This is a genomic window from Novosphingobium resinovorum (assembly GCF_001742225.1).
Taxonomy (GTDB): Bacteria; Pseudomonadota; Alphaproteobacteria; order Sphingomonadales; family Sphingomonadaceae; genus Novosphingobium; species Novosphingobium resinovorum_A.
Genome location: NZ_CP017076.1, coordinates 1311528 through 1337610 on the forward strand (window position 1 = coordinate 1311528; position 26083 = coordinate 1337610).

Sequence of the window (26083 nt, forward strand, 5' to 3'; positions counted from 1 at the left end):
TGCCGCGCGCCGGGGCAGGTCAGGTTCATGGGCAAAGCACTCCTCGCGGCCTGCCCGGCCACACAAAAAAACGATGGCCGGGAGACTTCCATTATGAACGTGTACCATTTAGTACACAGCTATCCCGACCACAAGATCGGGCCGAAACACTCGCGGAGAATGAATATGCCTTTGATGCAGCGCCGACAGGCTCTCGCCCTCGGGGCCGTGGCGGGTATCCTGCCGACTATCGGTGCCAGTGCTGTGGCCGCCACGCCCGCCTCCACTTCCGGGACGAAGGTGCCGGTTCGCACCCGTCCCATCGTGATTCGCGATGTCGAGATCGGCGCGGGGCGGACGAAGACGATCGTGTCGCTGATCGAGATGACGCCGGATGCGGTGCTCTCCCGCGCGCGCCTGCTGGGCAGCATGGGCGAAGTCGATGTCGTCGAATACCGTATCGACTTCCTGGATCGGGCGCTCGACCCGCAGGTGGTCGCCGCGACCATGCGACCCGTGGCCGACGCTATCAAGGGCAAGCCGCTGGTAGTGACGTTCCGGACCAAGGCGGAAGGCGGCCAGAAGGCCATCGCGCCCGCGCAATACGCGGCGGTCTATCAGGCGATCCTGCAGACCGGCGCGGGCGATCTGTTCGATATCGAAGCGGCGCTGCTATCCGATCCGGCCGTCGCCGCGCTCAGGACGAGCGTGCAGGCGGCGGGGCGAAAAGTGATCCTCTCCCACCACGATTTCGCGGTGACCCCCTCGGTGGAGTTGATGGTCGGGCTCCTGCGCCAACAGCAGGCGCTGGGCGCGGATATCTGCAAGCTCGCAGTGATGCCGCACGATACCGGCGACCTGCTTCGCCTGCTGGAAGCGACCTGGATCATGCGCCGCGATCATGGCGACCGTCCGCTGGTGACGATGGCGATGGGCGGCATCGGCGCGGTGTCCCGTCTGGCGGGCGAAGCCTTTGGTTCCGCGCTCAGCTTCGGGGCGCTTGGTGATCCCTCGGCGCCGGGTCAGGTCAAGGTCGCCCAGTTGCGCGATACCCTGGCGATCGTGCACGACGCTATCGCGGGATAAAGATGCGTGCCTTGATGCCGCCCTCGTTCCGGTTGGTAATCTGCACGAAGCCGCCGTGCGCAGCAGCGATGGCGTTGGCGATGCTCAGGCCCAGCCCGAAGCCTCCGGTGACCGAACTGCGGGAGTGTTCGAGCCGATAGAATGGTTCGAACACCTGGGCAATTTCGGCTTCCGGGATGCCAGGCCCATCGTCGGTCACGATGATCTCCAGGGCCTTGTCGGAATCCGAAATCGCGATATCGGCCCGCCCGCCGTAACGTACCGCATTCTCGACTATGTTCTGGATGCAGCGCTGAAGGCTCAACCGGAAGCAGGACAGCGGCGCGGCCGCCTTGCCGGTAACGGTGACGGTGGCGCCGGTCTCCCGCATGTTCTGGGCCAGAACCATCACGAGGCTGTTCACGTCGACCGTCGATCTGATCCCTTCGGGTTCACCGCTTTGCATGAACGTCAGCGTGTCGTCGATCATGGCTTCCATGTCTGCCAGTTCGGAGCGGAATTTCTCGCGTTGAGATTCGTCTGCCAGCATCTCCGTGCGCAGGCGCAGGCGCGTTATCGGCGAGCGCAGGTCATGGGACACCGCCGCCAGAAAGCGCGAGCGTTCCGCCAGCATCTCCACGAGCCGGGACTGCATCCGGTTGAACGCTTCTGCCGCGCGGCGCACCTCGACCGGTCCCTGGGTGTCGAGCGGCGGGCTGTTGATGTTCTTGCCCAGAGCTTCGGCGGCGAGCGTCATGCGGGCGAGGGGCTGCATCGCGATGCGCACCGCGAACAGCGCGATCAGTACGACGATCAGGATACGCACCAGGTAGATGCGCAGGAAATAGTCCGCGATCGTGCCGAGGCGATGCGTGTCGGCGCCGTTTTCTCCTTCGACGCCGCGTACTTGCAGCCACACCGGCCTGCCGGGGACGTGAACGACTATGCTGTAGCGCACCGATGGCGCCCGCGCATCGAGCATCGACCATGTCCCCGCGGTCTGCCCCTCATCGCCGAGCAGTTCCATTTCCTGTACCCAGACGTAGAGGGGGCGACCGTAACGGGCCTGCGCGACGTTTTGGATCAGGCGCTCGGTCTGGGAACGCTGGTGCGGCGGGGGCAAGTCGGCGGGCGGCGCGGTCAGCACCGTGGGCTGGAAAGCGGGACCGGCGATGCGCGCGGCCGTCCTCACGCGCTCCGCCTCGGGCTGCGCCTCGAACAGCTTCATCGTATCCGCCACTTGTACGCCGAGGACCCGCAAGGGTAGGTCGATCAGTTCGCTGTGCCGCCGATCGAACCAGATCGTGCTGGTCAGCGCCTGCGCCGCCAACAGTCCGGCGATCAGGATGCAGGCCATGCGGCCCGACAGCGAGTGCGGCCAGCGCCATGGAGCCCAGCGCATCACCCCTCGACGACCACATCGACCGCCAGTGCATAACCACCGTTGCGCACGGTCCGGATGATGCGGGGGCTGCGCACGTCCTCTCCCAGCATCTGGCGCAGGCGGCTGATGCACACGTCGACCGAACGGTCCAGCGGATCGCGCTCCTTGCCGTAGACCTGCGCCGCCAGATAATCGCGGCTGAGGGTGCGGTGCGGGTGGCTGAGCAGCAAGCGAAGCATCAGGTAATCCGATCCGCCCAGTTGCGCGGCATCGCCATCGGGTGCAGTCAGCCGATTGCGCCGGGTATCGAGCCGCCATCCGGCGAACTGCAGCAGGCCGACTTCGTCCACCTGGTTGTCCGGCGGGAACTGGCGGGTGCGGCGCAGCACGACTTTGATGCGCGCCAGCAGTTCGCGCGGGTCGAAGGGCTTGGGCATGTAATCGTCCGCGCCCATCTCCAGCCCGATGATCCGGTCGATCAGCGCGCCGCGCGCGGTCAGCATGATGACGGGCACGCGGGCGCGGTCGCCGATCATCCTGCATAGGGCCAGCCCGTCCACGCCCGGCATCATCAGGTCGAGGACGATCAGGTCGGCGCGGTTGTGCTCAAGCCAATGCCACATCGCTGCACCGTCCTGCGCCGCATGGGCCACCATGCCCGCGCCGTTGAGATACTCGCACAGCAACTCGCGAATGCCGGGATCGTCATCGACTACGAGGATTCTGTCGCTCATCGGCTGTCTGCCCGATCCGCCGGGCCGGCGCTCGCCGATATCCACGTCCTGCAATTATGTAACGAAATGAAATAGGCCTTCATTGATTACATTCCATGACATAACATTATGAAATAATACAAAAATATACCCGTGTCGCAGTATACCTGCTGTTGCCACCTGATAGGGGCGCTGTCGATTGCGAATGCATCGCATTATATCAGGGGTGAGCCATGAAGAAAGTTTCGTCCGGCACCGTCCGCCGGATTTCCACCACGCACATCGCATCGCTGGGCATGCTCGGCATGTTGAGTGTTCCGGCCGAGGCGCAGACTGCGGAAGAGCCGGTTTCGCTGGGCTCGGTGCGGGTGGAAGCGCCGATGATCGTCAACGGGCGCAAGCCGGAGAAGGTGCAGTCTCCCAAGATGACGCAGCCGCTGCGCGATACGCCGCAGAGCGTGAGCGTCATCACCGGCGAGACCATGAAGGAGCAAAACGCGCTCAGCCTGCAGGACGTGCTCAAGAACGTCGCCGGCATCACCTTTACCTCGGGCGAGGGCAATCTGGGCTGGGGCGACTTCTTCACGATCCGGGGCTTCTCCTCCGAGCAGAGCGTGACGGTGGACGGCGTGCGCGACGGGGGCATGTCGAGCCGTACCGACATCTTCAACATGCAGCAGGCCGAAGTCTTCAAGGGCACCGGCTCGGTCGAATCCGGGGTCTCGGCGGTCGGCGGCAGCGTCAACCTGGTGAGCAAGGAAGCACAGGCGGAGGATTTCTATCGCGGATCGTTCGGCCTCGGCAGCCAGAACTATCGCCGCGCCACGGTGGACGTGAACCAGAAGCTGACCGATACGACGGCGGTGCGCGTCAACCTCATGTCGCATTACAACCAGGTCGCGCGTCGCAACGAGGTGGACTACGAGCGCTACGGCGCCGCCGTGTCGCTGGCGACGGGCCTCGGCACGTCCACTCGCCTGTACCTCGACGGCCTACACCAGCGTGACGACAATACCCCCGATGGCGGCCTGCCGATTCAGCGCGGCACCGGCGGCCAGCGGATGCCGGGCGTGCCCAAGGATGCTTGGTACGGCGCGTCGAATTCCTACGCGCAGCATACCCAGGTCGACAGCCTGACCGGCAAGTTCGAGCACGATTTCTCCGATGCGACCACGATCCGCACCCAGGCGCGCTACGAACGCTCGGACAACTGGGGCGTCTATTCGCCCGCCCGCTTCACCGCGGCTGATGCCAACGGCAACAAGACCTGCACCGGCACCCGATGCGCGACGCTGGGTTATGCGGGGCTCGGCGGGCTGACTTCGGTTGCGGGCGTCAGTTCCTACACCGATTACACCACGCTCGACACCGGCGCTTACGGCTACCTGCGCGGCAACGATTTCGGTACGTCCAAGCGCTACGAGATCTACGACAGCCAGACCGACATCAAGACCCATTTCCACACCGGCGGCATCAAGCATGACCTGACGGCGGGTATCGAACTGTTCCGCGAATACTACGGCGACCACGAGCGCACCATGCTCGCACCGGCAGGCGACATGTTCTTCGACCTCGCCAACCCGCAGACGGTCTTCGCCACCACCACGGTGACAAAGGGCGCGGGCAACGCGCGCGCCAAGGTGGAAAGCGCGGGAATCTACATCAACGACACGATCACCCTGGCCGATCGCTGGGAAGTCCAGGCCGCGATCCGGGCCGACCGTTTCAAGGCGCAATCGGTCACCGCCAGTCGCAGTGACACCGCGATCGGCGGCCGCCTCGGCCTCGTCTACAAGCCGGTCGAGGCGGGCGCGATCTACTTGTCCTACAGCCAGGCGGCGCAGCCTTCGGCGGTGGGCCTGACCACTAACAACACCATCTACGGCGCGGCGGCCACTTCTGCGCTCAAGCCCGCCAAGTCGCGGACCTGGGAAGCCGGCAGCAAGTGGGACCTGATGGGCGGCGCCTTGTCCCTCACCGGCGCGGTGTTCCGCACTGAACTGTCGGATTCGTGGGAATACAACGCCGACGATACTTCTCCCGTGCGCGCGCTGCCTTCCAAGCGGGTGGACGGCTTCGAGCTGGAAGCGCACGGCGAGATCACGCCGCGCTGGTCTATCATCGCCAGTTTCTCGCGCCTCAAGAGCGAGATCACCAAGGGCGTGAACAAGGGCGTGGAAGCTGCCAACGTGCCAGACTGGAGCGGCAGCCTGTGGACGTCCTACAAGCTGGGCTCAGCAGTCGAACTGAGCTACGGCGCGCAGTACGTCGGCCATCGGCGCTATTCCAACAACAAGTACGTCGGCGGCCTCAACAACAGCGCCAGCTATGCGATGGGTCCTTCGGGCGTCTATGCGATCTACACGCTCGACGAGGAACGTGCGCCTTCCTACATCGTCCAGAATGCGGCCGTTCGCTGGCATGTCAGCGACAACGTCACCGCCAACCTCAACGTGCAGAACCTGACCAACCGGTTCTACTGGTCGCGCATCGGTGCCTCGCTGGATGGCTTCCAGCTCTACGGCATCCCCGGCGCCGGCCGCACGGTGACGGGCAGCGTGGACTTCGCGTTCTGATCATACCTGCTGCCGGAGTGCATGATGCTGCTTGAAATCCCAGACGTCCTGACCCCGGACGAAGTCGGCACCATGCGCCGCGCGCTGGAACAGGCCGACTGGCTCGACGGCAAGGTGACCGCCGGTGCCCAGTCGGCCAAGGCCAAGCGCAACGAGCAGCTATCCGAGACCCACCCGCTGGCCGAACGTTTCGGCCAGCGGATTCTCGAGGCGCTGGCGGGCAACGCCGTCTTCATGTCGGCGGCGCTGCCGCAGCGGATTTATCCGCCACTGTTCAACCGCTATGCGCCGGGCCACGATTTCGGGTATCACGTCGACAACGCTATCCGCCCGATCAACGGAACGCGCGAGCGGGTCCGCACCGATGTGTCCGCGACGCTCTTCCTCGCCGATCCCGACAGCTACGATGGCGGCGAACTCGTGGTGCGCGGGGCGTTCGGCACCCATGCGGTGAAGCTGCCCGCCGGTTCGCTGCTGCTTTATCCCGGCACCAGCATCCACCGCGTCGAGCCGGTGACGCGCGGGGTGCGGCTGGCGTCGTTCTTCTGGGTGCAGAGCGTCGTCCGCGAGGATGCGCGCCGCGAGATGCTGCTGGACATGGACGTGGCGATCCAGCGCCTGACCCAGACCGGCGGCGATGCCGATGCGCTGGTGCAACTAACCGGCGTATACCACAACCTGCTGCGGCAGTGGGCCGAGGTCTGATCAAAAGGCTCAGCCCGCAACCATCGCCCGTTTCTCCAGCAGCGCCACGTAGGACGGGATCAGCGCCGCGAAGGCCTTGAAGCGCGGGTCGGCGATGCGGCCCGTCTCGAACAGGAACGCGCCGACCGAGATGATCGCCGCCACCTTGGCCTGACCCAGCACCGCATAACGATCGACGTCGACGGCGGTGCGGCCGGTGCCTTTCTCCCATTCCTCGACCATGCGCCCGGCGGACCACCAGCCGGGCAGCTCGAACCCGGCGTTGGCCAGCGACGCCTCGCCCTGATCGTGGAACATCAGCACGTAGCCAAGGTCCAGCAGCGGTTCTGAGACTTGCGCCATCTCCCAGTCGAGCAGCCCGGTGATGCGCCCCCGGTGCCACATGCAGTTGCCGTGCTTGGGGTCGCCGTGGACCGGCGTGGGCGTGCCGGAGGTGCGCGGCGGGCGGGCCACCAGATCCTCCAGCACCGCGACCAGACCGGGCGTGGAATCGGCCCCGCGCGCCACGTCCAGCCAGTGCTGCGCTTCCTCCGGCACGGTGCGGCCACCCGGCGGCATCGCCGATACCGGCATCCGGTGCAGCGCCAGGATCGCGTCGAACCACTGGCGGCAGACGCTTTCGGCGCCCTCGACCGGGTCGGCGGTGAGCCAGTCGGGCACGGCATATTCGAACGCCTCGCCCTCGATGCGGCCCATCAGGAAGAACGGGTCGCCCAGCACCTGCGGATCGTCGCACAGTTCCAGCACCGGGGGCAGGGGCACCCCCGGCGCGGCCTTGGACACGGTGCTCAGCACCGCGTGCTGGCGCACCATGTCGTAAGGCGGCAACAGGCCCTCCTCGGACGGGGGCATGCGCAGGATCTCGTCGATTCCCTCGACCAGATAAGTCTCGTTGGAATGGCCGGCGGAAAGGGTCTTCACCCCCGTCACCCGGTTTCCGCGCGGCAGCCAGGCGCGAAGCCCGGCTGCCAGCTTGTCGGTATCGCGCGCCATGGCGGCTCAGACCAGCGAGTTTTCGGCGGTCAGCCCAAGCTCGGGATGCGCGCCGTGGATGATGGTTTCCATGATTCCGTAGCCGGTCCAGTCGCCCTCGGTCACCTTGATCGGGCAGTCGCGCAACTGGCGGATGCGCTCCAGCGTCTTGCGGTCGAGCGTGTCGTCGAACTTCTCGCCCTCGACCGTCAGCGGGCCGTGCCACGAACCGTGCTTGCGCCCGTCGAAGCCGAGGTAGAGGCCCGGGCCGAGGTGGACGCCCGAGGTGCCCACCACTTCCACCTCGATGGTGTGCGATCCGCCCTGCAGCATGTCGAAGTGGAGGCGGCCGCCGAGCAGGCGCCGGGTGCGGTCGTCGAAGCGCAGTTCGGGGCGCACGCGGGCGATCTTCTCCTGCGTGCCGTCCGGGTTGTTGCGGTAGCCCGAGGAGTAGAAGATCCGCCCCTGCTTCGACTGGAAGTACATGTGATAGGCGACTTTCTCGCCGCTGGGCGAGACGAGCATGAACGGGCTCCAGATCAGCACGAACTCGCCCTGGCCGAACTTCACGTCGCCGAAGTCGGAGGTGGGGCGCACGTCGGCATTGTGCGCGCCCACGTCGAGGCGGGTGCCCCAGGAGTGGTCGCGGTACTGGGTCCATTCCTCGGGGTTGATCTCGATGCGCTCGCCCTCGACCTCGATCCAGCCGGAGGGGGTGCCGATCTGGTGGTAGCGGATCACATCGGAGCCGATGCGGAAACCGTCCTTCTCGCGTTGCTTGTGGCGGTCCTCGAAGAACGGGGGCATTTCCGAGGTGAAGGTGATGTCGTAGGCGATCGGCTGCTGGTCGTTGGCGGCGCAGGCAAAGCGGACCTGGCGCAGCGGTTCGATGACCTCGTAGCTCAGCGGCCCGGCTTCGGTGACGAGCGGGTCGTCGCGCAATTCGCGGTTGGCGCGCACGGTCCACTGCTCGCTCCCGCGCGAGATCGCGGCCCAGCCGTCAAGCACGCCGCGGTTATGGTAGCGGCCGAGCCCGAAATCGACGCCCATGGTGCCGTCCTTGCGCACGATCGCGGTCCAGATCTTCTCGGTCCAGCTCTGTTCGGAGGTGCTGACGGAGGCGAACGTATCGACGATCTGGTGGTTGAGATGCTCGTCGAGCGCCGTGATCATGCCGATGTCTTCCATCGCGTTGCGCACGTAGCGCACCGGCGTGTTCAGCAGTGTCGAATTCATTTCAGGCTCCCTCTTTGATGTCTTCTTCCGCCAGCGTGCCGACCTGCAGGACGGGGGTGACGGTGGTGTAGTTGGGAAGGTCGGCGAACAGCGCCGCGCCGCATTGCGCCATGGCCTCGTCGAAGGCCGCGCGCGTGGCGAACAGCATTTCCGAGACGGCCCAGTAAGCCGGAGACGTACCGTCGAGCGCGGCTCCGCCCAGCACCGTGCGCACGCTGTCCAGCCCGAACGGCGCCAGCAGACGGTGCGCGAAAGGCGCGTGGCAGTGCCGGTAATAGTCACCGTCGAAACGGCTGCCAGCGTCGTTCGGATAGACCGCGAGAATGCGAATCATCGCGCTTCGCCTTTCTGTTCCTGTCCCGCTGATCTGTTTAAATCGTCCGACGATTTAGTCTATAGAAAATCGTGCCTGCTTTTCGCTGTCCCTGACTTGATCCGGGACCGGTAGCTGTCTTCGGGCAAGCGCCATCGCGCCGGGCGCCTCGGCGTCAGGTGGGTTGGTCACCGCCAGCGGTCCCGGATCAGGTCCGGGACTACGGGGTTTCGGTGTGTTAGCTGCTCAGGACGCGAAGCTGGCGAAGGCCGCTGCGGGCAGTTCCTCGATCGTGCTGCGCGTGCCGGCGAAGTGGCGCTGGACGGCGCGGTCGGCGGCGCCGACGGCGTTCTCCGCGACGGCCTTGGCGATTTTGCTGTAGCCCGAGGCATGGCGCACGCGCTGCTTTTCCGACTGGATCGATTCGATCTGGGCGCGGAACAGGTCGGTGCGGGTGAGCGGCATCGCGCGCTCAAGCTCTCCGTTGCCGCCGATCGCGACGAGCACCGAATAGAACTGGCGGCGCTGCTCCAGATAAAGCGCGCGGTTGTGGTTTCGGTTGGCCTCGTCGATGGCGTTGGCGGCCTCGACGATCTGGCGGCGCTTCTCGTCGGTGTCGCAATGCTCGGCCGCGAGTCGCGCGGCGAGGCAGGCGAGCGGCTCCAGCGTCTGCAGCAGATCGAGCACCGCCTTGCGGTCCAGCGTGGCGATGTAGGCGCCGCGATAGCGGTTGAGCGTGACGATGCCGTCCGCCGCAAGATGCTTGAGCGCTTCGCGCAGCGAGCCCCGGCTGATCCCCAGCCGCTGCGTCAGGTCAGGTTCGACGAGGTGCTGGCCAGGCACGAACACGCCCGCGCGGATGCCCCGGATTATGGCTTCGGAGACTTTGTCGGCCGCGCTTCCGGCGTCGACCTTGATGGCCTCCGCATCGAGGGTGGTTTCGTCTGCCATGTCCTTCAACCGCGTAGCCATTGTCCTGCTCACTCGTGCCGCCGGGTCTCTCCCGGACTTCCAATCCGTACTGCTCTACAAGCGTTTCGTCCATCATCAATACAAAATGATCGATCGGTCTCATATCACGAAATCGTCGAACGATATTGACAGATGGTGTGAGGGCGGCAATACCTCCAATCCACGACGGACGGCAGGGAAGCAAATTCCCGCGCCTCGTGGCTCCAAGGAGGGAGGAAACTGAAATGGCGACAGGCAATCCAATTACAGTTGGGCGAATCGCAGTTGGGCGGATGTTGCTGGGGGCAGTATCGCTCACGGTCCTGGCCAGCGCGGATGCGGCATGGGCGCAGGATGCGGCCAGCACTGCAAGCACCCCGAATGCCCCGAGCGCATCGGCGAACGAGATCATCGTGACCGCGAACAAGCGCGAGCAGTCGATCAACGACGTCGGGCTTTCCATCACCGCGCAGTCGGGCGAGGCGCTGATGGAGCGCGGGATCAGCTCGCCCACCGACCTCGGCAAAATCGTGCCGGGCCTGACGGTCCAGCCCTCGCCGTTCAACACCCCGGTCTATACCCTGCGCGGCATCGGATTCTACGAGACGACGCTGTCCGCTTCGCCGACCGTCGCGGTCTATACCGACGAAGTGGCGTTGCCGTTCAGCGCCACCACGCGCGGCGCCGCGTTCGACATCCAGCGCGTCGAGGTGCTGAAAGGTCCGCAGGGCACGCTGTTCGGCCAGAACACCACCGGCGGTGCGATCAACTACGTGGTCAACAAGCCGACCGAAGTGTTCGATGCCGGTCTTGATCTCAGCTACGGCCGCTTCAACGAGATCGACACCACCGCCTTCATCAGCGGCCCGATCACCGACGGCGTCAAGGCGCGCCTCGCGGTGCGCGGCGTTCATAGCGACGACTGGCAGTACAGCTACACCCGCGACGACAGTCTCGGCCGCAAGCGCCAGCTGCAGGGCCGCTTCCAGTTGGCGATCGAGCCGACCAGCAACTTCCGCCTGCTGCTCAATGCCAATGGCTGGATCGACAAGGGCGATACCCAGGCCGCGCAGCTGGTCGAGGATACTTGCGCGGAATCCACCGCAGGCACCTGCGGCAGCCCGCAGGCCGCGGCATTCCGCGACTATCCGCGCGCGCCGGACAAGGCCCGCGCGGCCGACTGGGGCTACGGCATCTTCGGCCGCCGTCCCAAGCGCGACGACCGCTTCTGGCAACTCAGCGCCCGCGCCGACCTCGACCTGAACGAGAACCTGACGCTGACTTCGGTGACCGCCTATTCCGATTACAAGACGGATTCGGTGCAGGACTTCGACGGCGCCACGATGTTCTCGGTGGACACCAACACCACCGGCTTCATCAAGGACTTCGCGCAGGAACTGCGCCTGTCCGGCAAGTATGGTGCGCTCAACGTCATCGTCGGCGGCAATTACAACCGTTCGCGCACGTTCGATCGCCTGTTCTACAACTTCAGCGAAGGCCCATCGGCCAACCCGCTCTACATGATCCCCGGCGCGCCGCATGGTGAGCTGACGTTCAACTACTCACGCCAGAACGTGAAGTCCTACGCCGCCTTCGGTAACGTGGAGTTCGAACTGTCCCCGCAGCTCACCCTGATCGGCGGCGCGCGCTACACCAACACCAAGCGCAGCTTCGAGGGCTGCACCAACGACTTCGGTGGCGGCACGGCGACATGGTGGAACGCGATCTTCGGCACCAATGTCCAGCCCGGCGGCTGCCTGACCTTCACGCCGACGTTCCCGGTGATCTTCGATCCGGCCGACTTCGACCAGCTCAACGAAGACAACATCTCGTGGAACGCGGGCGTCAACTACAAGACCGACAGCGACATGCTGCTCTATGCCCGTGTCAGCCGGGGCTACAAGTCGGGCAGCTTCCCGACCGCCTCGGTCGCCAGCTACAGCGGTTATACCCCGGTCAAGCAGGAGTCCGTCACCGCCTATGAAGCGGGCGTGAAGGCCCCGTTCGGCAACGGTTTGGCCGAAATTTCCGCCGCTGCGTTCTACTATGACTACAAGGACAAGCAGCTGCGCGGCCGCAAGCCCGATCCGGTGTTCGGCACCCTCGACGGGCTGGTGCAGATCCCCAAGAGCCGCGTCTACGGCTTCGAGACGCAGATCGACGTGCGCCCCACCGACGGCCTGCGCATCTCCGCCGGCATGACCTACATCGACACCAAGATCACCGAGTTCACCGGCTACGACGCGCTGGGCGAACTGCACGATTTTGCGGGTCAGAAGTTCCCTTATGCCCCGGCGATCACCGCGATCGGCGATGCGCAGTACGACTGGGCGGTGGGCAGCGCCAACGCCTATATCGGAGCTTCGGTCACTTACAACAGCCAGACCAGCAGCGCGCTGGCGAACAGCAACACGCAGTACGTCGATCGCGACAGCCGCTTCCAGATCAAGGAATACGCGCTGCTCGACCTGCGGGCGGGTGTGAAGCTGCACGACGACAAGATCCGCATCGGTGCCTGGGTGCGCAACGTGACCAACACGTTCTACTGGACCAACATCCAGGACAACCTCGCCTCGATCTCGCGCTTCACCGGCATGCCGCGCACTTACGGCATCCAGCTCGGCTGGCGCTACTGACCTCTCCGTTGCCCCGCGGCCCTTGCTTCAGGGCCGCGGGGTCTTTTTGGATAGGCAAGATCGTATTACGATAACGACAGGCGATTCGTCGCAAATCCGGCAACCGGATCGAACGAGACGCCGCAATGGAGAGCACCGATGGCCACGCAGCCCTACGAGCAGCCGCATGTCGCCAGCCCGACGCCCATCGTGGCGCGGATCCCGCTGATCCCGCCGCGTGACCGCGCGCACGGCCCGTTGACGGCGCGGCGGCTGCGGCGCTTCTATCTTGGCCTTGCGGTGGTCTTCGCGCTGGCGGTAATGCCAGTGGTGCTGCGCATGAGCGCGCAGTGGAAGGCCTTCGGGCTGGGGCTGATCTTCCCCGGCGGCGGGTTCCTCTATGCGGGCGGGGTGGTCGGCGTGCTGGGCGCGCTGGCCTCGATCGCGGCCTTCGCGGTGATCCTGTTCATCTGGTGGGCGCGCGGCCCGATCATCGCGCCGCCCGGCGTGCTGATCGGCACCGCGCTGCTCTCCGCCGCGTGGATCGAGGGGCGGGGCGGCGTCGCCTTCGTCGAATATGCGCTCCCCGTTGGCGTGCTGGCGGCGTTCTGCGTCATGGCGCTGAGACGCCGCACGCACTTCGCTCGCCAGCAGGCGCGGGGCGAGGAACTCAACCGGGTTCTCGCAAAGGCCGAGCCGATCCTGCGCGAAACCCCGGTGGAGGCCGGGCCCGAGATGCCCGAGGGCCAGATCGGCGAGTACCGCCGCATGCTCGACCTCGCGCTGCAGCCGGTGGACAGCTGGACCGGCTTCTCGACGGGCGACACCTGGCAGGACGGCGCGCTGCGCTACCAGATCTGCACGATGTCGTGGAACCTCGCCTTCGGGCAGTACACGCAGCTTCCGGCGTTCCACGGCTACCTGAGCACCGCGCAGGAAAACCTGATCCGCAAGCACGTGGACCGCAAGACGTGGAACTACTGGTTCTGGGAAAGCCTGTGGGGCAACCTGAAGCTGGAGAAGAACCCGGTCGCCACTGACAACATCATGCTGTCGGGTTTCATGGGCGTCTCGCTCGGCCTGTTCGAGACGGCCAGCGGCACCTCGCCCTTCGCGGGCAAGGACGCGCTGACCTTCCGCTGGGACGAGAAGACCGCGTTCCCCTACAGCCACGAAACGCTGATGGACGAAGTGGTGAAGAACTTCCGCCGCTACGACATCGGCTGGTTCCCGTGCGAGCCGCGCTGGATCTATTCGATGTGCAACCTCGTGGGCCGCACCGCGCTGGCACTGCACGATGCGCGCCACGGCACCGACATGATCGGCAAGGTCGGCGACCGCTTCGAGCAGACGATGGAGCAGGAAATGATGATGGCCGACGGGCGGGTGAAGGTCTGCACCTCGTCGCCCTTCGGCTTCACCGTGCCCAGCCTCTCGGGCCTGTTCGGCGAGACATGGGGTATCCGCTTCCTCACCCCCCACGCGCCCGATCAGGCGGAGCGGCTGTGGCAGGTGCTCAAGCAGGACTTCATCGCCCGGCGCCCTGACGGCACGCTCGATTTCAAGCTGCTGCCACTGGGCTGGGACACGCGCAAGCCCGCCAACTTCTCGTTCGCGCAGTGGCCCGAACTGAACCCGCTGACGATGGTGCTGTGGGCCGCGCTGGAGATGGGCGACGAGGAGATCATCTGCGCCACCCGCGAGAGCATCGACGCGCAGTACAACCCCGGCATGGCCGACGCACTGACCTGGACCCGCCGCAACACCGTACGCGACATGGTCAACAAGGGCCTACCCGAAGCGTGGAAGACCGGCCCGCTGCTGGCCGAGGCGCGCTATCCCGAAACGATCGTCACCCGTGCGGTCAGCGACGGGCGCGACCTGTCGCTGGTGCTGCGGGCAGGGCAGGGCCCGGCGCGCGTCGATCTCGGCTTCGCGCGGCTGGCGCCGGGCGCGCGCTACCGCGTGGTGCAGACCGGGCAGGAACTGCAGGCCGGTCCGGACGGCAAGGCGGCGCTGGCGTTCGACCTCGACATGCGCAGCGAACTGCATCTGGTTCCGGTAAGCTGACGCGCCATGTCCTGCTGCATCCTCGCCGCCTTGCTGATCGCCCATATCATGGCGGTGCTGCGGCGCTGGGCGGTGTTCCTAGGGCTGGTCCCGCCCCGCGAGTACGACGATGCCGACACGCTGCCCAGCCGGATGCGGGCGTGGTCGGCAAGGCCCAAGGTGCGGGCGACATTGGGCGCGCTCGTGGCGGTGGAGCTTCTGGCGGGCGGCACCTGGGTCTACGCGGAGCACGGCACGCACCTCTATCGCCTCGGCGACCAGGCCTACTCGGCGATCCGCGGAGAGCGGGTCATCTATAGCGAGGACTGCGGCAAGCCCGGAGAGCGCTATGCCTTGCGCATGGTGATCGACGAAAGCGGCAGGGTAATCCGGAACGAGCGGGTGTCGGCGCAGTCATGACCGGGGAATTCGCTGGCCGCGTGGCCATCGTCACCGGCGCTTCGCGCGGGATCGGCGCGGTGCTGGCCGAGGCGCTCGCCGCACGCGGCGGCGACGTGGTGCTGGTGGCGCGCGACGAGGCACGGCTGGAGGACGTCGCCCGCCGCATCGCCGCAGCGCATGGCGTGAACGTCCGGGTCGTCGCGGGCGATGCCGCCGACGCGCAAGTCGCGGCGCGGGCCGTCGCGGCGGCGATCGAACTGGGTGGGCTCGACCTGCTGGCCAACGTCGCGGGCTGGTATCCGACCGCACTGGTGGAGGACACCGGGGACGAGGACTACGCCCGCACCCTTGCCAGCAATCTCGGCGCGACATTCGCGATGTGCCGCGCGGCGCTGCCCGAACTGCGGGCGCGGGGCGGCGCGATCGTCAACATGTCGTCCACCGCCGCGCGCTTTCCCACCCCGGGGCTGGCCCTCTACGGCGCGTCTAAATGCGCGATCGAGGGGCTGACCCGCGCGATGGCGGTGGAGGCCGCGCCGCTGGTGCGCGTCAATGCGGTCTCGGCCGGGCCGACGATGACGGAAACGGTGAAGGCGCTGATGGCAACCGACAAGACCGGCGCGGTGGCCGCCGTCACCTCGGCCCTGCCGCTGGGCCGCCTCGCGAAACCTGAGGAAATCGCCGAAGTATTCCTGTTTCTGGCCTCCGCGCGATCCTCGGTGATCACCGGGCAGGTCATCCACGCGAATTGCGGTGGCCATATGGCGTGAATGTGGTTCCAATTCTCGGTGGGATGCACCAAAAAGTAACCATGCCGTCCTAGCTTCCGGCCATGCGTATCGCGACGATCACCAACTGGGCCTACGGCGCGACCGTCTGCCTCACCATCGTGGCCGGTGTCACGATGGTCATGGCCTCAAGCGCCGACCGGGTCGAGCGCGCCGCGGTGCGCCAGCGCGACCTGTTCGACCAGCTTACCTTCGAGATCGAGAACGATTTGTCGGAGCTGACCGACCAGGCGCGGCTGGCGGCGGTGACCGACGATCCCAGCCACGCCATTGCCTATCAGCGCACGCTGGCCTCGCTCGGCACGGTCGAGCAGCGCGTCGCGAAGCTCAAGGACGGGGGCGCCAACGAACAGGAATTGCGCTCGCTGGAAGAGGGCCTGCGCTGGGCCAAAACGCTGGAAGACGAACAGCAGGCGGCGATCGCCGCCACCCGGCGCGGAGACGACGCCACGGCACGGGCCATCGTCTTCGGACCGGAATACGAGCGCGAACTGGAGCGCGTTCGCTTCCTGATCGGCCGATTCCGCTACATGCTCGACCAACGCTCGGACGATTCCATCGAGCAGGCGAGCCAGGCGTCGCAGCGGCTGCGCTCGGTATCCGAAGCCATGGTCGCGATCACGGCGGCGCTGTTCCTGCTGGTGCTGGGCTTCATCCTGAAGCGGCGTATCCTGCGTCCGGTCATGACCCTGAGCGACGTCGTCAACCGACTGGCCGACCAGGACTATACCGTGGAAACCCCGGCCTTCTCGCAAGTCGATGAGATCGGCGACATGGCGCATGCCATCCGCATTTTCCGCGAGAACGGACTGGAACGCCAGCGGCTGGAGCGCGAGCGCGACGCCGACTGGGCGGTGCGTGACCTGTTGGCGCGGATGACCCAGCGCCTGCAGGGCTGCGAGAGCGTGAGCGACCTGTTTGCTGTCGTCCGCCTGTTCGCCCCCGAGATCGCGCCGAGGCTTGCCGGGCGGCTCTATACCCTGGACAACCGCATGGACCTGATGGTCTGCGCGGCCGAGTGGCGCGGGTCGCATGGCGACGGCGCGGAAGGGCGCGGGCCGCGGGGCACCGATGCCGCGTTCGGCCCGGACGACTGCTGGGCGCTGCGCCGCGGACAGATCCATGCGCCCGGCGGGGAGATGCTCGACGTGCCGTGCCGCCACGTGGCCCCGTCAGCGGCCCGGGCGACGATCTGCGTACCGCTGACCGCGCAGGGCGAGACGATCGGCCTGCTGGTGCTGGAGAACCTGGCGGCCGACCACGGGCCGGACGAGTCCACCGGCGTCTACATCGAACTGATGTCCGAGACGGTCGGGCTCGCGCTCGCCAACCTGAACTTGCGCGAGGTGCTTCACGAAAAGGCGCTGTTCGATCCGCTGACCGGCCTACGCAACCGGCATGAACTGGACGATACCCTGCGCCGTCTGGTCGCCACGGCGGATGCATCAGGCACGCCGATCGCCTGCCTGATGATGGACATCGACCATTTCAAGCGGCTCAACGACCGCTTCGGCCACGATGCCGGGGACCTCGTCATCCGCACCGTCGCCGCCGTGTTCGCGGGCGGCGCGCGCGAGGACGATCTGGCGCTGCGCTACGGTGGCGAGGAATTCCTGATGCTGATGCCCGGCGCGGACGAGGCGCTGGCGCTGGAACGGGCCGAGCGCATCCGCGAGCGCGTGGCTGGGCTCGACCTCACGCACGAGGGGCAGCCCATCGGGCCGGTCACGGTCTCGCTGGGGATGGCGGTCTATCCTCATCACGGACCGATCCAGGCGCTGATCACCACTGCCGACGCTGCCCTCCTCCGCGCCAAGGAAGGCGGCCGCGACCGCGTCGTCGTCGCCACCCAGCGCAGCCGTGGCGGCGGTATGCCGGTTTCGGTCGGGGGCTGACGCCGCATCACGCCTCAAAGCTCATGGGCATGGCCCAGCGAGGCAAGGATATCGCGGCGCAGCAACTGCAGGGCCGGGCTGTCGCGGCGGCGGGGATAGGGCTCCTCGACCGCCACCTCGCGTACGATCCGGGCGGGGCGGGGGCTGAACACGACGATCCGCTGGGCCAGCAGCAGGGCTTCCTCGACATCGTGGGTGACCAGTAGGACAGTGAACCCGGCATCGCGCCACAGGCGCAGGATTTCGGTCTGCAGGGTCATGCGGGTCAGCGAATCCAGCTTGCCGAAGGGCTCGTCCAGCAGCAGCAGGCGCGGGTCGTTCACCAGCACGCGGGCGAGCGCGGCACGCTGGGCCATGCCGCCGGAAAGCTCGCTCGGCAGGGCCTGCTCGAAGCCTTCGAGGCCGACTAGGCGCAAGGTCCGGTCGGTCCGCGCGGCGGCTTCCTGCGGGTCCACGCCCTGCGCCTCTAGGCCGAGCGCGACGTTGCCGCGCACGCTGCGCCATGGATATAGCGTCGGGTCCTGGAACACGAGCAGCCGCGACGGATCGGGGCCGACGATGCGGACCTTGTCTGCCCCCAGCTTGCCTTCGGAGGGCGCCTCCAGCCCCGCCAGCAGGCGCAGAAGCGTGGATTTTCCGCAGCCGCTGGGGCCGAGCAGGGCGACGAATTCGCCCGGCTCTATGTCGAGGGTGACGTCGTCCAGCACCGGCAGCGGGCCGCCGGGCGTGTCGAAGGCGTGGTGGACGCCGCGGGCCTGTACGGACAGGCCGGTAGTCGCGGGGGAATGGACCAGAGTTACCATCGAACGATTGCCTTCTGCCAGGCGAGCACGCGGTCGCGAACGGTGAAGAGGAGGGCGATCAGCCCCGAGAACAGCAGCGCCATCACGATCAGCGCGCCGTAGAGGTTGGCATAGGCCGCCCACCCCTGTGCCCACTGGAGATACCAGCCAAGCCCCGCCTTCACGCCCATCATCTCGGCCACGATCAGGACGGCGAACGATGCGCCGAGGCCCATGAAAAGGCCGACGAAAACGTCCGGGAGCGCGGCCGGGATCGCCACTTTAAGGATCAGGAACCGCTCGCTCGCGCCCAGGGTCCGGGCGATGTCGTAGTACGCCGCGTTGACGCCTTTCACGCCCGAGGACGTCAGCACCGCGACCGGAAAGGCGGTCGCCAGCGCGATCAGGAAGGTGCTCGCGCTCTGTGATCCGGGGAACACGAAGAATGCCAGCGGCAGCCATGCCGTGGCGGGCAGCGGGCCGACGAAGCGCAGGATCGGGTGGCCCCAGTAGCTCGCCCGTTTCCACCAGCCGATGGCGACGCCGTTGGCGAAACCGACCGCCCCGCCGATGGCATAGCCCGGCAGCAGCAGGAGCAGCGAACGGGCCGCGCTTTCGAGCAATCGGGCGCTGTCGTCGGTGTAGACTTCGAGGATCGACTGGGGCGGAGGGAAGAACGGAAGCGGCAGAATTGCGGTCTTTGCGGTCAAAATCTGCCACAGTGTAAGTAGCACCGCACCCGCGCCGAGCCAGCGATCCCACGGCCGGAGTGCCGCCAGTCGGCCGCGATTTCCGGCGAATGCGAGGAGGCAGAGAGCGGCACTCAACGTGCACTCAATGGCACCCAGAAGCCCCGAACGCGACCATGGCGTGATATCCGGCCACGTCCAGGTGACCCCGGCGGCGGCGGCCCATGCCAGCGCTGCGACAATGCCGCCTCGCCACACCGGAGCGCGCGGGGAAGCCGGTTCGACGACCTCTTCACTGCGTGCGGCGAAGCTGTCAGACGAAAGGGCGAGGGCGCTGCTGCTCATGGCGTGTCCTTCATGCGAAAAGCTGTTCGACGGTGCGGCTGGCGAAACTTTGCGGATCGGTGGTCGGCTTCATCACGCCGACGTCGCGCAGCTCTCCGGCATAGAGCGCGACTTCGCGGTGGAGGTCGCGGCCGACCGGGTGGTGATCGTGGGTCTGCATCTTCAGCACCGCGACCAGATCCTCGACGCTGGCCTTGGCATAAGGCGCGAAGGCGCGCGCCACCGCCTCGGGCTGTTGCGAGCAGATCGAGGCCGCCGTCGTCAGCGCCTGTGCCAGCGCGACGCCGCTGGCGCGGTCGCGGCGCAGCAGGTCGCCGCTGGCGCCGAGCACGCAGCACACGCGGTCCTGCCAGGGAGCCGAGAGGTTGGAGAGCACCTCCACCAGATCGCCGCCCGAATTCTTCTGCAGCACGTAGGCGATCGGGTCGGAATCGACGAAAGCCTGGATCTCGCCCTTCTCGACCGCGGCGGCGAGGAGCGGCGCGGGAAATGCCTTCCATTCGACGTCACGATTGGGATCGAGGCCGTTGGCCTTCAGCAGCACCGCCAGCGCATTGCGCCCGGCGCCGGTGATTTCCGAAAGGCCGATCGCCTTGCCGCGCAGGCTCTCCACCGCATCGGTGATCCCCGCCCTTCGCGAGCCGAGCACGCGAATGCAGCCGCCGTGGGTGCCCGCGATCAGCCGTACGTCGAAGCCCTGCTCCAGCGGCTTGATCCAGCGCAGGATCATGCCGACCCCGGCGTCGGCCTTGCCGGTGGAGATCGCCTCCAGCAGCTGGTCGGTGGACCCGGCGAAGTTCATCAGCTCCACGTCGAGACCGAAGCGCTCGTAGATCCCCTGTTCCTTGGCCAGCAGCGCGGGGGCGAGGCAGATGGCGTTGGCATTCCACGCCAGCGTGATCTTGCGCTGCCCTTTCGCATTGCGCGGCAGCGGCGAGGGGCGCGCGGCGGCATAGAGCCCGGCTGCTCCCGCTGCGGCGACCACGCCGCCCGCCAGCACGCTGCGCCGGTTGATGAGCGGGCGCGGCGGCGGGGCTTCGGGTTCGGCGATATCGTCGTCAGGCGGCGTGAAAGTCATGCGGGCTCGCTTGCTTGGAAGGGAATGGAGACCCGTACGCCGGGGCTTTCACGCGAAGTGCCCCGGCAAGGATCGATCCTGCCGCCAAACCTAGCGCCGCGATCGGACAAGACTATCCGGCAATGGCAATGTGACTATTGAGCTATCTCAACAGATGCCCGGGCGTCAGGCGCAGTCCACAAACTCTCAAGCCAGATCGCGCCGAACTCGTTTGTCGAACGCGGCGGCAGTGAACACAGGTTTCACAAGACAACTTGTGCTTTCGGAGCTTCGACGATGGCGACCCGTATACTTGAACCCGCTTCGCTGCGCCTTCCCGATGACGCCGCCTTGCAGGAAATCACCCGCAAGCTGGCAGCCAGCGCGCAGGACCACGACCGCGCTGCCACGTTCCCGCGCGCCAACTTCGACATTCTGGCCAAGGCGGGCCTCATCGGCCTGACGGTCGATCCAAAGCTGGGCGGCGCGGGTGCGGGCTATGCCGACACGCTGCGGGTGCTGGGCGCGGTGGCGCAGGGGGAGCCGTCCACCGCGCTCATCCTGTTCATGACCTACGCCTTCCACGCCGCCGAGAAGGCCGCCCGCTGGCCGCGTCCTCTCTACGAACGACTGGCGCGCGAGGCGGTGGCGGGACGCGGACTGATCGGCACGTTCCGCGTCGAGCCGGAACTCGGCACCCCGGTACGCGGCGGCCTGCCCAAGACCACCGCCACCCGCACCCCGCAAGGCTGGCGCATCAGCGGCGAGAAGATCTATTCCACCGGCTCGACCGGGCTCGACTGGTTCGTCGTCTGGGCACGCACCGACGAGGCAGCCCCGCGCGTCGGCAGTTTCCTCGTGGACCCGGCGACGCCCGGCATCACCATCGTGCCCGAGTGGGACCACCTCGGCATGCGCGCCACGGTGAGCCACAAGGTCGTCTTCGAGGACGTGACGATCCCGGCCGAACACGCGGTCGACGTCAGGCTTCCGGCCGAATGGGAAGCGTCGGCGGGCCAGGCTGCGGCCCAATCGCTGTGGAACGCGCTGGCGATCGCCACGATCTACGACGGCGTCGCCCGCGCCGCACGGGACTGGCTGGTCGGCTATCTCAACGCGCGGGTGCCCGCGAACCTCGGGGCTGCGCTGGCGAGCCTGCCGCGCGTGCAGGAGAAGCTGGGCGAGATCGAGGCGCTGCTCTACACCAACCGCGCCCTGATCGCAGGCGCGGCGCGGGCGGCCGACGAAGGCGCGCTGCCCTCCGCCACCGAGGCCAACCTGATCAAGCATGTCGCCAATGCGAACGCGATCCAGGCAGTGGCGCTGGGGTTGGAACTGACCGGCAACCCGGGCATCAGCCGTAACAACCCGCTTGAGAGGCATTACCGCGACGTGCTGTGCAGCCGGATTCACTCGCCGCAGGCTGACACTGTGCTGGTCGGGGCAGGGCGCAAGGCATTGTTGGGGGTGTGAGGCGGGGACGAGTGTTTTCGTCCCGCCACTCCGTGCAGGTGGAGCGGGACGGGTTGTCAGCTTGGGTGATGGGGTGGACGCCCCCCGACGGCATCGATGTGCCATAGTGGAGGTGTTGAACACCACTTGAGGAGGCGTCCGTGTCGGAAGTTACCACAATCGGTTTGGATATCGCCAAGAATGTTTTCCATGCGCATGGTGCGGATGCGCGTGGGCGAGCGTTGTTCAGTCGCAAAATCAGCCGCACCAAGCTGCTGGAATTCTTTGCCCAGCATCCGCGGTGCACGGTGGCGCTCGAGGCTTGCGGAGGCGCGCATCACTGGGGCCGCGAACTCACGGGGCTAGGGCATGACGTGAAGCTCATTGCGCCAACTTACGTGAAGCCGTTCGTGAAGCGGCATAAAAATGATGCGATAGATGCCGAGGCGATCTGCGAGGCGGCACAGCGGCCAAACATGCGGTTTGTGGCGATCAAAAGCGAAGAGCAACAGGCATCCGGGCTGGTGTTCCGGACCCGCGATTTGCTGGTGCGTCAGCGTACGCAACTGATCAATGCGATCCGAGGGCACCTCACTGAGTATGGCTGGGTGGCGCCAAAGGGGCCGTCGCACGTTGCGATGCTTGGTGACCTGCTCGAAGACGAGATTGGCTCTTCGCTTCCTGAGGCAGCCAAGGCGATGTTTCGCACGATGCTAGATCTTTTGGAGGAACTGAACGACAGGATCGGTGATCTCGACAAAGAGATCGCACGGCGAGCACGCGAGGATGCGATCGCGCGACAGCTCATGACGATCCCTGGCGTGGGCCCGATCACGGCCACCGCTATCGCGGCGCTGGCCCCGCCGGCCGAGACCTTTGCAAAGGGGCGCGACTTTGCCGCCTGGCTCGGTCTCGCACCTCGGCAATTGTCGACGGGAGGCAAACAGAAGCTGGGCTCGATCACGAAGATGGGCGAGCGAACACTCAGGCGGCTACTCATCATCGGTAGCAGCGCTGTCGTGCTACAGGCGAGCAAACGAGGCGCTCCGGCAGGATCATGGCTCGAACAGATGCTGGCCAGGAAGCCGCGCATGTTGGTGACCGTCGCGCTTGCCAACAAGACTGCGCGGATCATCTGGGCGTTGCTCATGAGCGAAGAGGATTACAGAGTTCCGGTCGCAACTGCGGCGTAAGCCACAGCGGACCAGGGGTCGTCGGAGGACGTAGTCGGTCGAAGGAGGGTATGGCACAACAGTCGGCGAGACGGGGCTGGAAGAACCAGTGCTAACCACCGTGCCACATGCACGCTTAGGGTGAAGTGGTTCCAGTCCGCGAACTCCCATACGGGCCCGCAGCCTCCGGTGCTGCATCAGAGGCCGGACAGATGGCAGCATCCGACTACGTGCCTATTCTCCCGAATACCGCTTGCGTTCGTGCGGGCGTCCACAGATGGGTAGCTGCCGGGGCGCATGACGATGTCAGACTGATGTTTCATCATCAGCATCAACATCAAAGTCGATAGTGCGAAGCCGATGAAAGCGAGCAACGCAAAGTGCTGACCTTGATTTCCGGTAACGATGAAGGCCAACATTTCCAAAGCGATTAGCCGATTGATGATGAGCAACCGGAGATCGCCGTAGCTGCGGGAAAACAAGCGCTCACGCCACGACATGTCACGCCACTGCGCCTTGGACCGCTGATTAAAGGTGTCAACCGCTTGACGTGTTGCTCTATCAAAAAGGGCGACCAAGAACATAACCGCCGCCAAAGCACCCAACAACGCCGTGAGGGGCAAGGCCATGGGCGCAAATGTCAGCGGAGCAATCGCGATGAGCCCGGGAACAACCGCTGCCATCCAAGACCCGAGCAAGGCAGGCCAGAAGAACGAATCTGTTGAACGGGAGATCATTGCGACCAGAATAGCGTTGCAGTTGTCACCTGCCTAGAAATGTCCGCAAAGGGCGGTAGCTTACTGCCGCAAGGCGTTGTGCAGCCATTCAAGCCGGACGCCTCGAAAAACCGCTGGCGCCTAGCGGCTTGAGGTGATTCACTGCCTTTGCACGAGGGTGGAGGCGATGATGGCGGGACAGGCGAGTTTCTTCGATCTTTCGGACCGATACGAGGCGTTGAGCGCGGCAGGTGATCGGTTTGAACGACTTGCGGCTGTCGTCGACTTCGAGGCTTTCCGCGGCCCGTTGGTAGCAGCGCTGCGGCGAAGTGTCCGCGGCAAGGGTGGCAGGCCGCCGTTTGATCCGGTCCTCATGTTCAAGATCCTCGCTGCAGGCGCTCTACTCGCTGTCTGACGAGGCCGCCGAGTTCCAGATTAAGGATCGCTTGTCGTTCGAGCGCTTCCTAGGGCTCGGGCTCGACGGCACGGTGCCGGACGCAACGACGGTGTGGTTGTTCCGCGAGAGGCTGGTCAAGGCCAAGGCGATCGACAGGCTGTTCGCTCGCTTCGATGCCGCGCTCACCGAGCGGGGCTATCTCGCCATGGGTGGGCAGATCATCGACGCCACGGTCGTGCCGGCACCCAAGCAGAGGAACACCGAGGCCGAGAAGACGGCGATCAAGGAGGGCCGAGTGCCCGAGGGCTGGAAACCGGCCAAGATCAGGCAGAAGGATCGCGATGCACGCTGGAGCGTCAAGTACACCAAGGCAAAGGTGAAGGAGGGCGCCGATCCCAAGGCGGCGAAGCCGGTCGACCTCGCTATCCCGATGTTCGGTTACAAGAATTACATCGGCATCGACCGAGTTCATGGCCTCATCCGCACCTGGGACGCGAGCGCCGCCAAGGCCCACGACGGCGCGCGGCTGCCCGAGGTGGTCAGCAAGGACAACACCGGCTCGGGCGTGTGGGCCGACACCGCCTACCGGTCCAAGAAGAACGAGGCCTTCCTCGCCAAGGGCATGTTCATCAGCCACATCCATCAGAAGAAGCCGCCACGCCGGCCGATGCCCGAGCGCATCGCCAGGGCCAATGCGAAGCGCTCCTCCCACCGGACCCTCCCGCGCCGTCACGTCAAAATCATGCCAAATTCAGTCGGTTCTTCGAGGCGTCCAGCCCTGTCATCGGGTCGGCTGCGGAAGTGGCCAGACTGTAATCCTGCGCACCTCATAGCGGCCGGGAAATCGGGTGGTCCCGTCAGGGTATCCGCCCCAACTGCCTCCCACCGCGAGGTTGGCGATGACATAGGCTTCCTGGGTGGTGAGCGCCGCAGGTGTCGGTGCGTGGGCCACGGGTTTGCGGTCCACGTACCAGATCGTCTCATCGCGGCGCCATAGAACCCCGTAACGATGAAAGCCCGAAGAGACGTCGAAGTCGAGGCGAATGCGCAAGGTCTTCTTGTGCGGTCCGGCGATGACGGTGCAGAAGATCGTGTGCGGATCGCCGAGCCCTTCGAATATGTCGATTTCGCCGTCGTCTGGCCATGAGCCGCCGACCGGCATGAGCCAGAATGCCGGCCACATGCCTTTGCCGGCGGGCAGGCGTGCTTCGATCTCGAAGTAGCCGTATTTCTGGGAAAAGCTGAACTTGCTCGTGATCGCACCGCCATAGAACGGCTTGTTCCAGGCAAGGGCGCGCGCTTCGGGGGGAGTGCGGCTTGCCAATATGGTGAGCTTTCCCGGTTCGTGCCGGAACGGATCGAGCTTCAAAGGGTGGCGCGCAGGCCCCGCCGGAGTCATTCCGGCGAATTGCGCGTCCGATGCGAAGCTGCCTGCCGACATCTGGCGATTGGAAACCGATCTCGCGCCGCCGTAACCGAACACTGTACGCCACCGGTGGGGCCGGGCAGGCCTTGCCTGATCGATGCCGTGATCGAAAGTCTCGAAGCGCTCGTCGAACGATGGAGCGGCAAGCTGCGCAAACAGCTGTGCGCCGTCATCGGACAGCGAAGGCGCGTCGGGGAGGGAGGGCGAAGCGAGGAACAGTAACATCAGGCCTGCCGCTCCCCGGAAGCGCTGAAGATGCAACCGGGTCGATCGCCGGATGATGATCGGGAAGGGCATGGATACTCCGTGGCTCGGGCTACGCGCGGCATGCTACGTCAGTGTGAGATTCCCCGGCGGATGTTTTGCGTCCGGATTGGAGGACGTTGCCGTTCCCGCAGGGCGGG

At 66.0% G+C, this 26083-nt stretch carries 21 protein-coding genes and 1 pseudogene; 11 read left to right on the plus strand and 11 right to left on the minus strand.

The features are described 5' to 3' along the window. Window positions 1–27 precede the first annotated feature (27 nt). Window positions 28–1065 (plus strand): type I 3-dehydroquinate dehydratase, encoded by a 1038-nt coding sequence (gene aroD / locus BES08_RS23160; RefSeq protein WP_081799232.1) that lies wholly within the window; start codon window positions 28–30, stop codon window positions 1063–1065. Here the strand turns inward: aroD and BES08_RS23165 are convergent. Both BES08_RS23165 and BES08_RS23170 read right to left on the minus strand, forming a co-directional pair. After that, window positions 1052–2446 (minus strand): ATP-binding protein, encoded by a 1395-nt coding sequence (locus BES08_RS23165; protein ID WP_036530167.1) that lies wholly within the window; start codon window positions 2444–2446, stop codon window positions 1052–1054. The two genes, aroD and BES08_RS23165, sit on opposite strands and share 14 nt — an antisense overlap. After that, window positions 2446–3162, minus strand: coding sequence for a response regulator (locus BES08_RS23170; protein ID WP_036530183.1), 717 nt, complete (start codon window positions 3160–3162; stop codon window positions 2446–2448). Before BES08_RS23170 ends, BES08_RS23165 begins: the two co-directional genes overlap by 1 nt. Window positions 3163–3374: 212 nt before the next feature. Here BES08_RS23170 and BES08_RS23175 point away from each other — a divergent pair, with 212 nt between their 5' ends. Beyond that, window positions 3375–5717, plus strand: a complete 2343-nt coding sequence (locus BES08_RS23175; protein ID WP_036530169.1) for a TonB-dependent receptor — start codon at window positions 3375–3377, stop codon at window positions 5715–5717. Between the two features lie 24 nt (window positions 5718–5741). Next, window positions 5742–6422 carry a Fe2+-dependent dioxygenase gene (locus BES08_RS23180; RefSeq protein WP_036530185.1) on the plus strand — a complete coding sequence of 227 codons (681 nt, stop codon included), beginning with the start codon at window positions 5742–5744 and terminating at the stop codon, window positions 6420–6422. 9 nt (window positions 6423–6431) lie between these two features. On the opposite strand, the gene BES08_RS23185 is transcribed toward BES08_RS23180, so the two are convergent. The 4 genes from BES08_RS23185 to BES08_RS23200 form a co-directional block, all read right to left on the minus strand. Then, window positions 6432–7415, minus strand: coding sequence for a phosphotransferase family protein (locus BES08_RS23185; protein WP_036530171.1), 984 nt, complete (start codon window positions 7413–7415; stop codon window positions 6432–6434). Between the two features lie 6 nt (window positions 7416–7421). After that, window positions 7422–8630: an Rv3169 family protein gene (locus BES08_RS23190; RefSeq protein ID WP_008829191.1), complete on the minus strand. Its 1209-nt coding sequence runs from the start codon at window positions 8628–8630 to the stop codon at window positions 7422–7424. A gap of 1 nt (window position 8631) precedes the next feature. Next, entirely contained in the window at window positions 8632–8964 is a 333-nt protein-coding gene (locus tag BES08_RS23195) for an EthD family reductase (RefSeq protein ID WP_036530173.1), read from the minus strand. 225 nt (window positions 8965–9189) lie between these two features. After that, a complete protein-coding gene (locus tag BES08_RS23200) occupies window positions 9190–9915 on the minus strand; it encodes a GntR family transcriptional regulator (protein WP_008829193.1) in 726 nt (241 codons plus the stop codon). A 224-nt stretch (window positions 9916–10139) separates the two neighbouring features. Here BES08_RS23200 and BES08_RS23205 point away from each other — a divergent pair, with 224 nt between their 5' ends. From BES08_RS23205 to BES08_RS23225, 5 genes are all read left to right on the plus strand, one after another. Further along, window positions 10140–12530 carry a TonB-dependent receptor gene (locus BES08_RS23205; RefSeq protein WP_231958344.1) on the plus strand — a complete coding sequence of 797 codons (2391 nt, stop codon included), beginning with the start codon at window positions 10140–10142 and terminating at the stop codon, window positions 12528–12530. Window positions 12531–12668: 138 nt separating this feature from the next. Then, a complete protein-coding gene (locus BES08_RS23210; RefSeq protein WP_069709477.1) occupies window positions 12669–14579 on the plus strand; it encodes a linalool dehydratase/isomerase domain-containing protein in 1911 nt (636 codons plus the stop codon). A 6-nt stretch (window positions 14580–14585) separates the two neighbouring features. Further along, the gene (locus tag BES08_RS23215; protein WP_069709478.1) at window positions 14586–14978 is read left to right on the plus strand and encodes a hypothetical protein; all 393 of its coding nucleotides are present in this window, start codon (window positions 14586–14588) and stop codon (window positions 14976–14978) included. Continuing rightward, window positions 14975–15730, plus strand: coding sequence for an SDR family NAD(P)-dependent oxidoreductase (locus tag BES08_RS23220; RefSeq protein WP_069709479.1), 756 nt, complete (start codon window positions 14975–14977; stop codon window positions 15728–15730). The genes BES08_RS23215 and BES08_RS23220 overlap by 4 nt, the downstream gene beginning before the upstream one ends. Before the next feature lie 62 nt (window positions 15731–15792). Continuing rightward, a complete protein-coding gene (locus BES08_RS23225) occupies window positions 15793–17643 on the plus strand; it encodes a diguanylate cyclase (RefSeq protein WP_069709480.1) in 1851 nt (616 codons plus the stop codon). Window positions 17644–17657: 14 nt separating this feature from the next. Here BES08_RS23225 and BES08_RS23230 read toward each other — a convergent pair whose 3' ends face one another. Genes BES08_RS23230 through BES08_RS23240 form a run of 3 tightly spaced genes read right to left on the minus strand, consistent with a single transcriptional unit; the run spans window position 17658 to window position 20537 of the window. Then, window positions 17658–18446 (minus strand): ABC transporter ATP-binding protein, encoded by a 789-nt coding sequence (locus BES08_RS23230; protein ID WP_069709481.1) that lies wholly within the window; start codon window positions 18444–18446, stop codon window positions 17658–17660. Continuing rightward, the gene (locus BES08_RS23235) at window positions 18440–19459 is read right to left on the minus strand and encodes an ABC transporter permease (protein WP_069709482.1); all 1020 of its coding nucleotides are present in this window, start codon (window positions 19457–19459) and stop codon (window positions 18440–18442) included. Before BES08_RS23235 ends, BES08_RS23230 begins: the two co-directional genes overlap by 7 nt. A gap of 10 nt (window positions 19460–19469) precedes the next feature. Then, window positions 19470–20537, minus strand: a complete 1068-nt coding sequence (locus tag BES08_RS23240; RefSeq protein ID WP_069709483.1) for an ABC transporter substrate-binding protein — start codon at window positions 20535–20537, stop codon at window positions 19470–19472. A 276-nt stretch (window positions 20538–20813) separates the two neighbouring features. On the opposite strand from BES08_RS23240, the gene BES08_RS23245 reads away from it, so the two are divergent. Both BES08_RS23245 and BES08_RS23250 read left to right on the plus strand, forming a co-directional pair. Continuing rightward, entirely contained in the window at window positions 20814–21989 is a 1176-nt protein-coding gene (locus tag BES08_RS23245; protein WP_069709484.1) for an acyl-CoA dehydrogenase family protein, read from the plus strand. Window positions 21990–22129: 140 nt separating this feature from the next. Next, window positions 22130–23161 (plus strand): IS110 family RNA-guided transposase, encoded by a 1032-nt coding sequence (locus BES08_RS23250; protein ID WP_069709385.1) that lies wholly within the window; start codon window positions 22130–22132, stop codon window positions 23159–23161. A 176-nt stretch (window positions 23162–23337) separates the two neighbouring features. Here the strand turns inward: BES08_RS23250 and BES08_RS23255 are convergent, their stop codons facing one another. Continuing rightward, window positions 23338–23823, minus strand: coding sequence for a hypothetical protein (locus BES08_RS23255; protein ID WP_069709485.1), 486 nt, complete (start codon window positions 23821–23823; stop codon window positions 23338–23340). A gap of 223 nt (window positions 23824–24046) precedes the next feature. Between BES08_RS23255 and BES08_RS23260 the strand changes: the two are divergent. Further along, a pseudogene (locus BES08_RS23260) lies at window positions 24047–24968 on the plus strand (IS5 family transposase); the annotation flags it as partial. Window positions 24969–25034: 66 nt separating this feature from the next. Here BES08_RS23260 and BES08_RS32060 read toward each other — a convergent pair. After that, a complete protein-coding gene (locus BES08_RS32060; protein ID WP_083274797.1) occupies window positions 25035–25976 on the minus strand; it encodes a glycoside hydrolase family 16 protein in 942 nt (313 codons plus the stop codon). Window positions 25977–26083 lie beyond the last annotated feature (107 nt).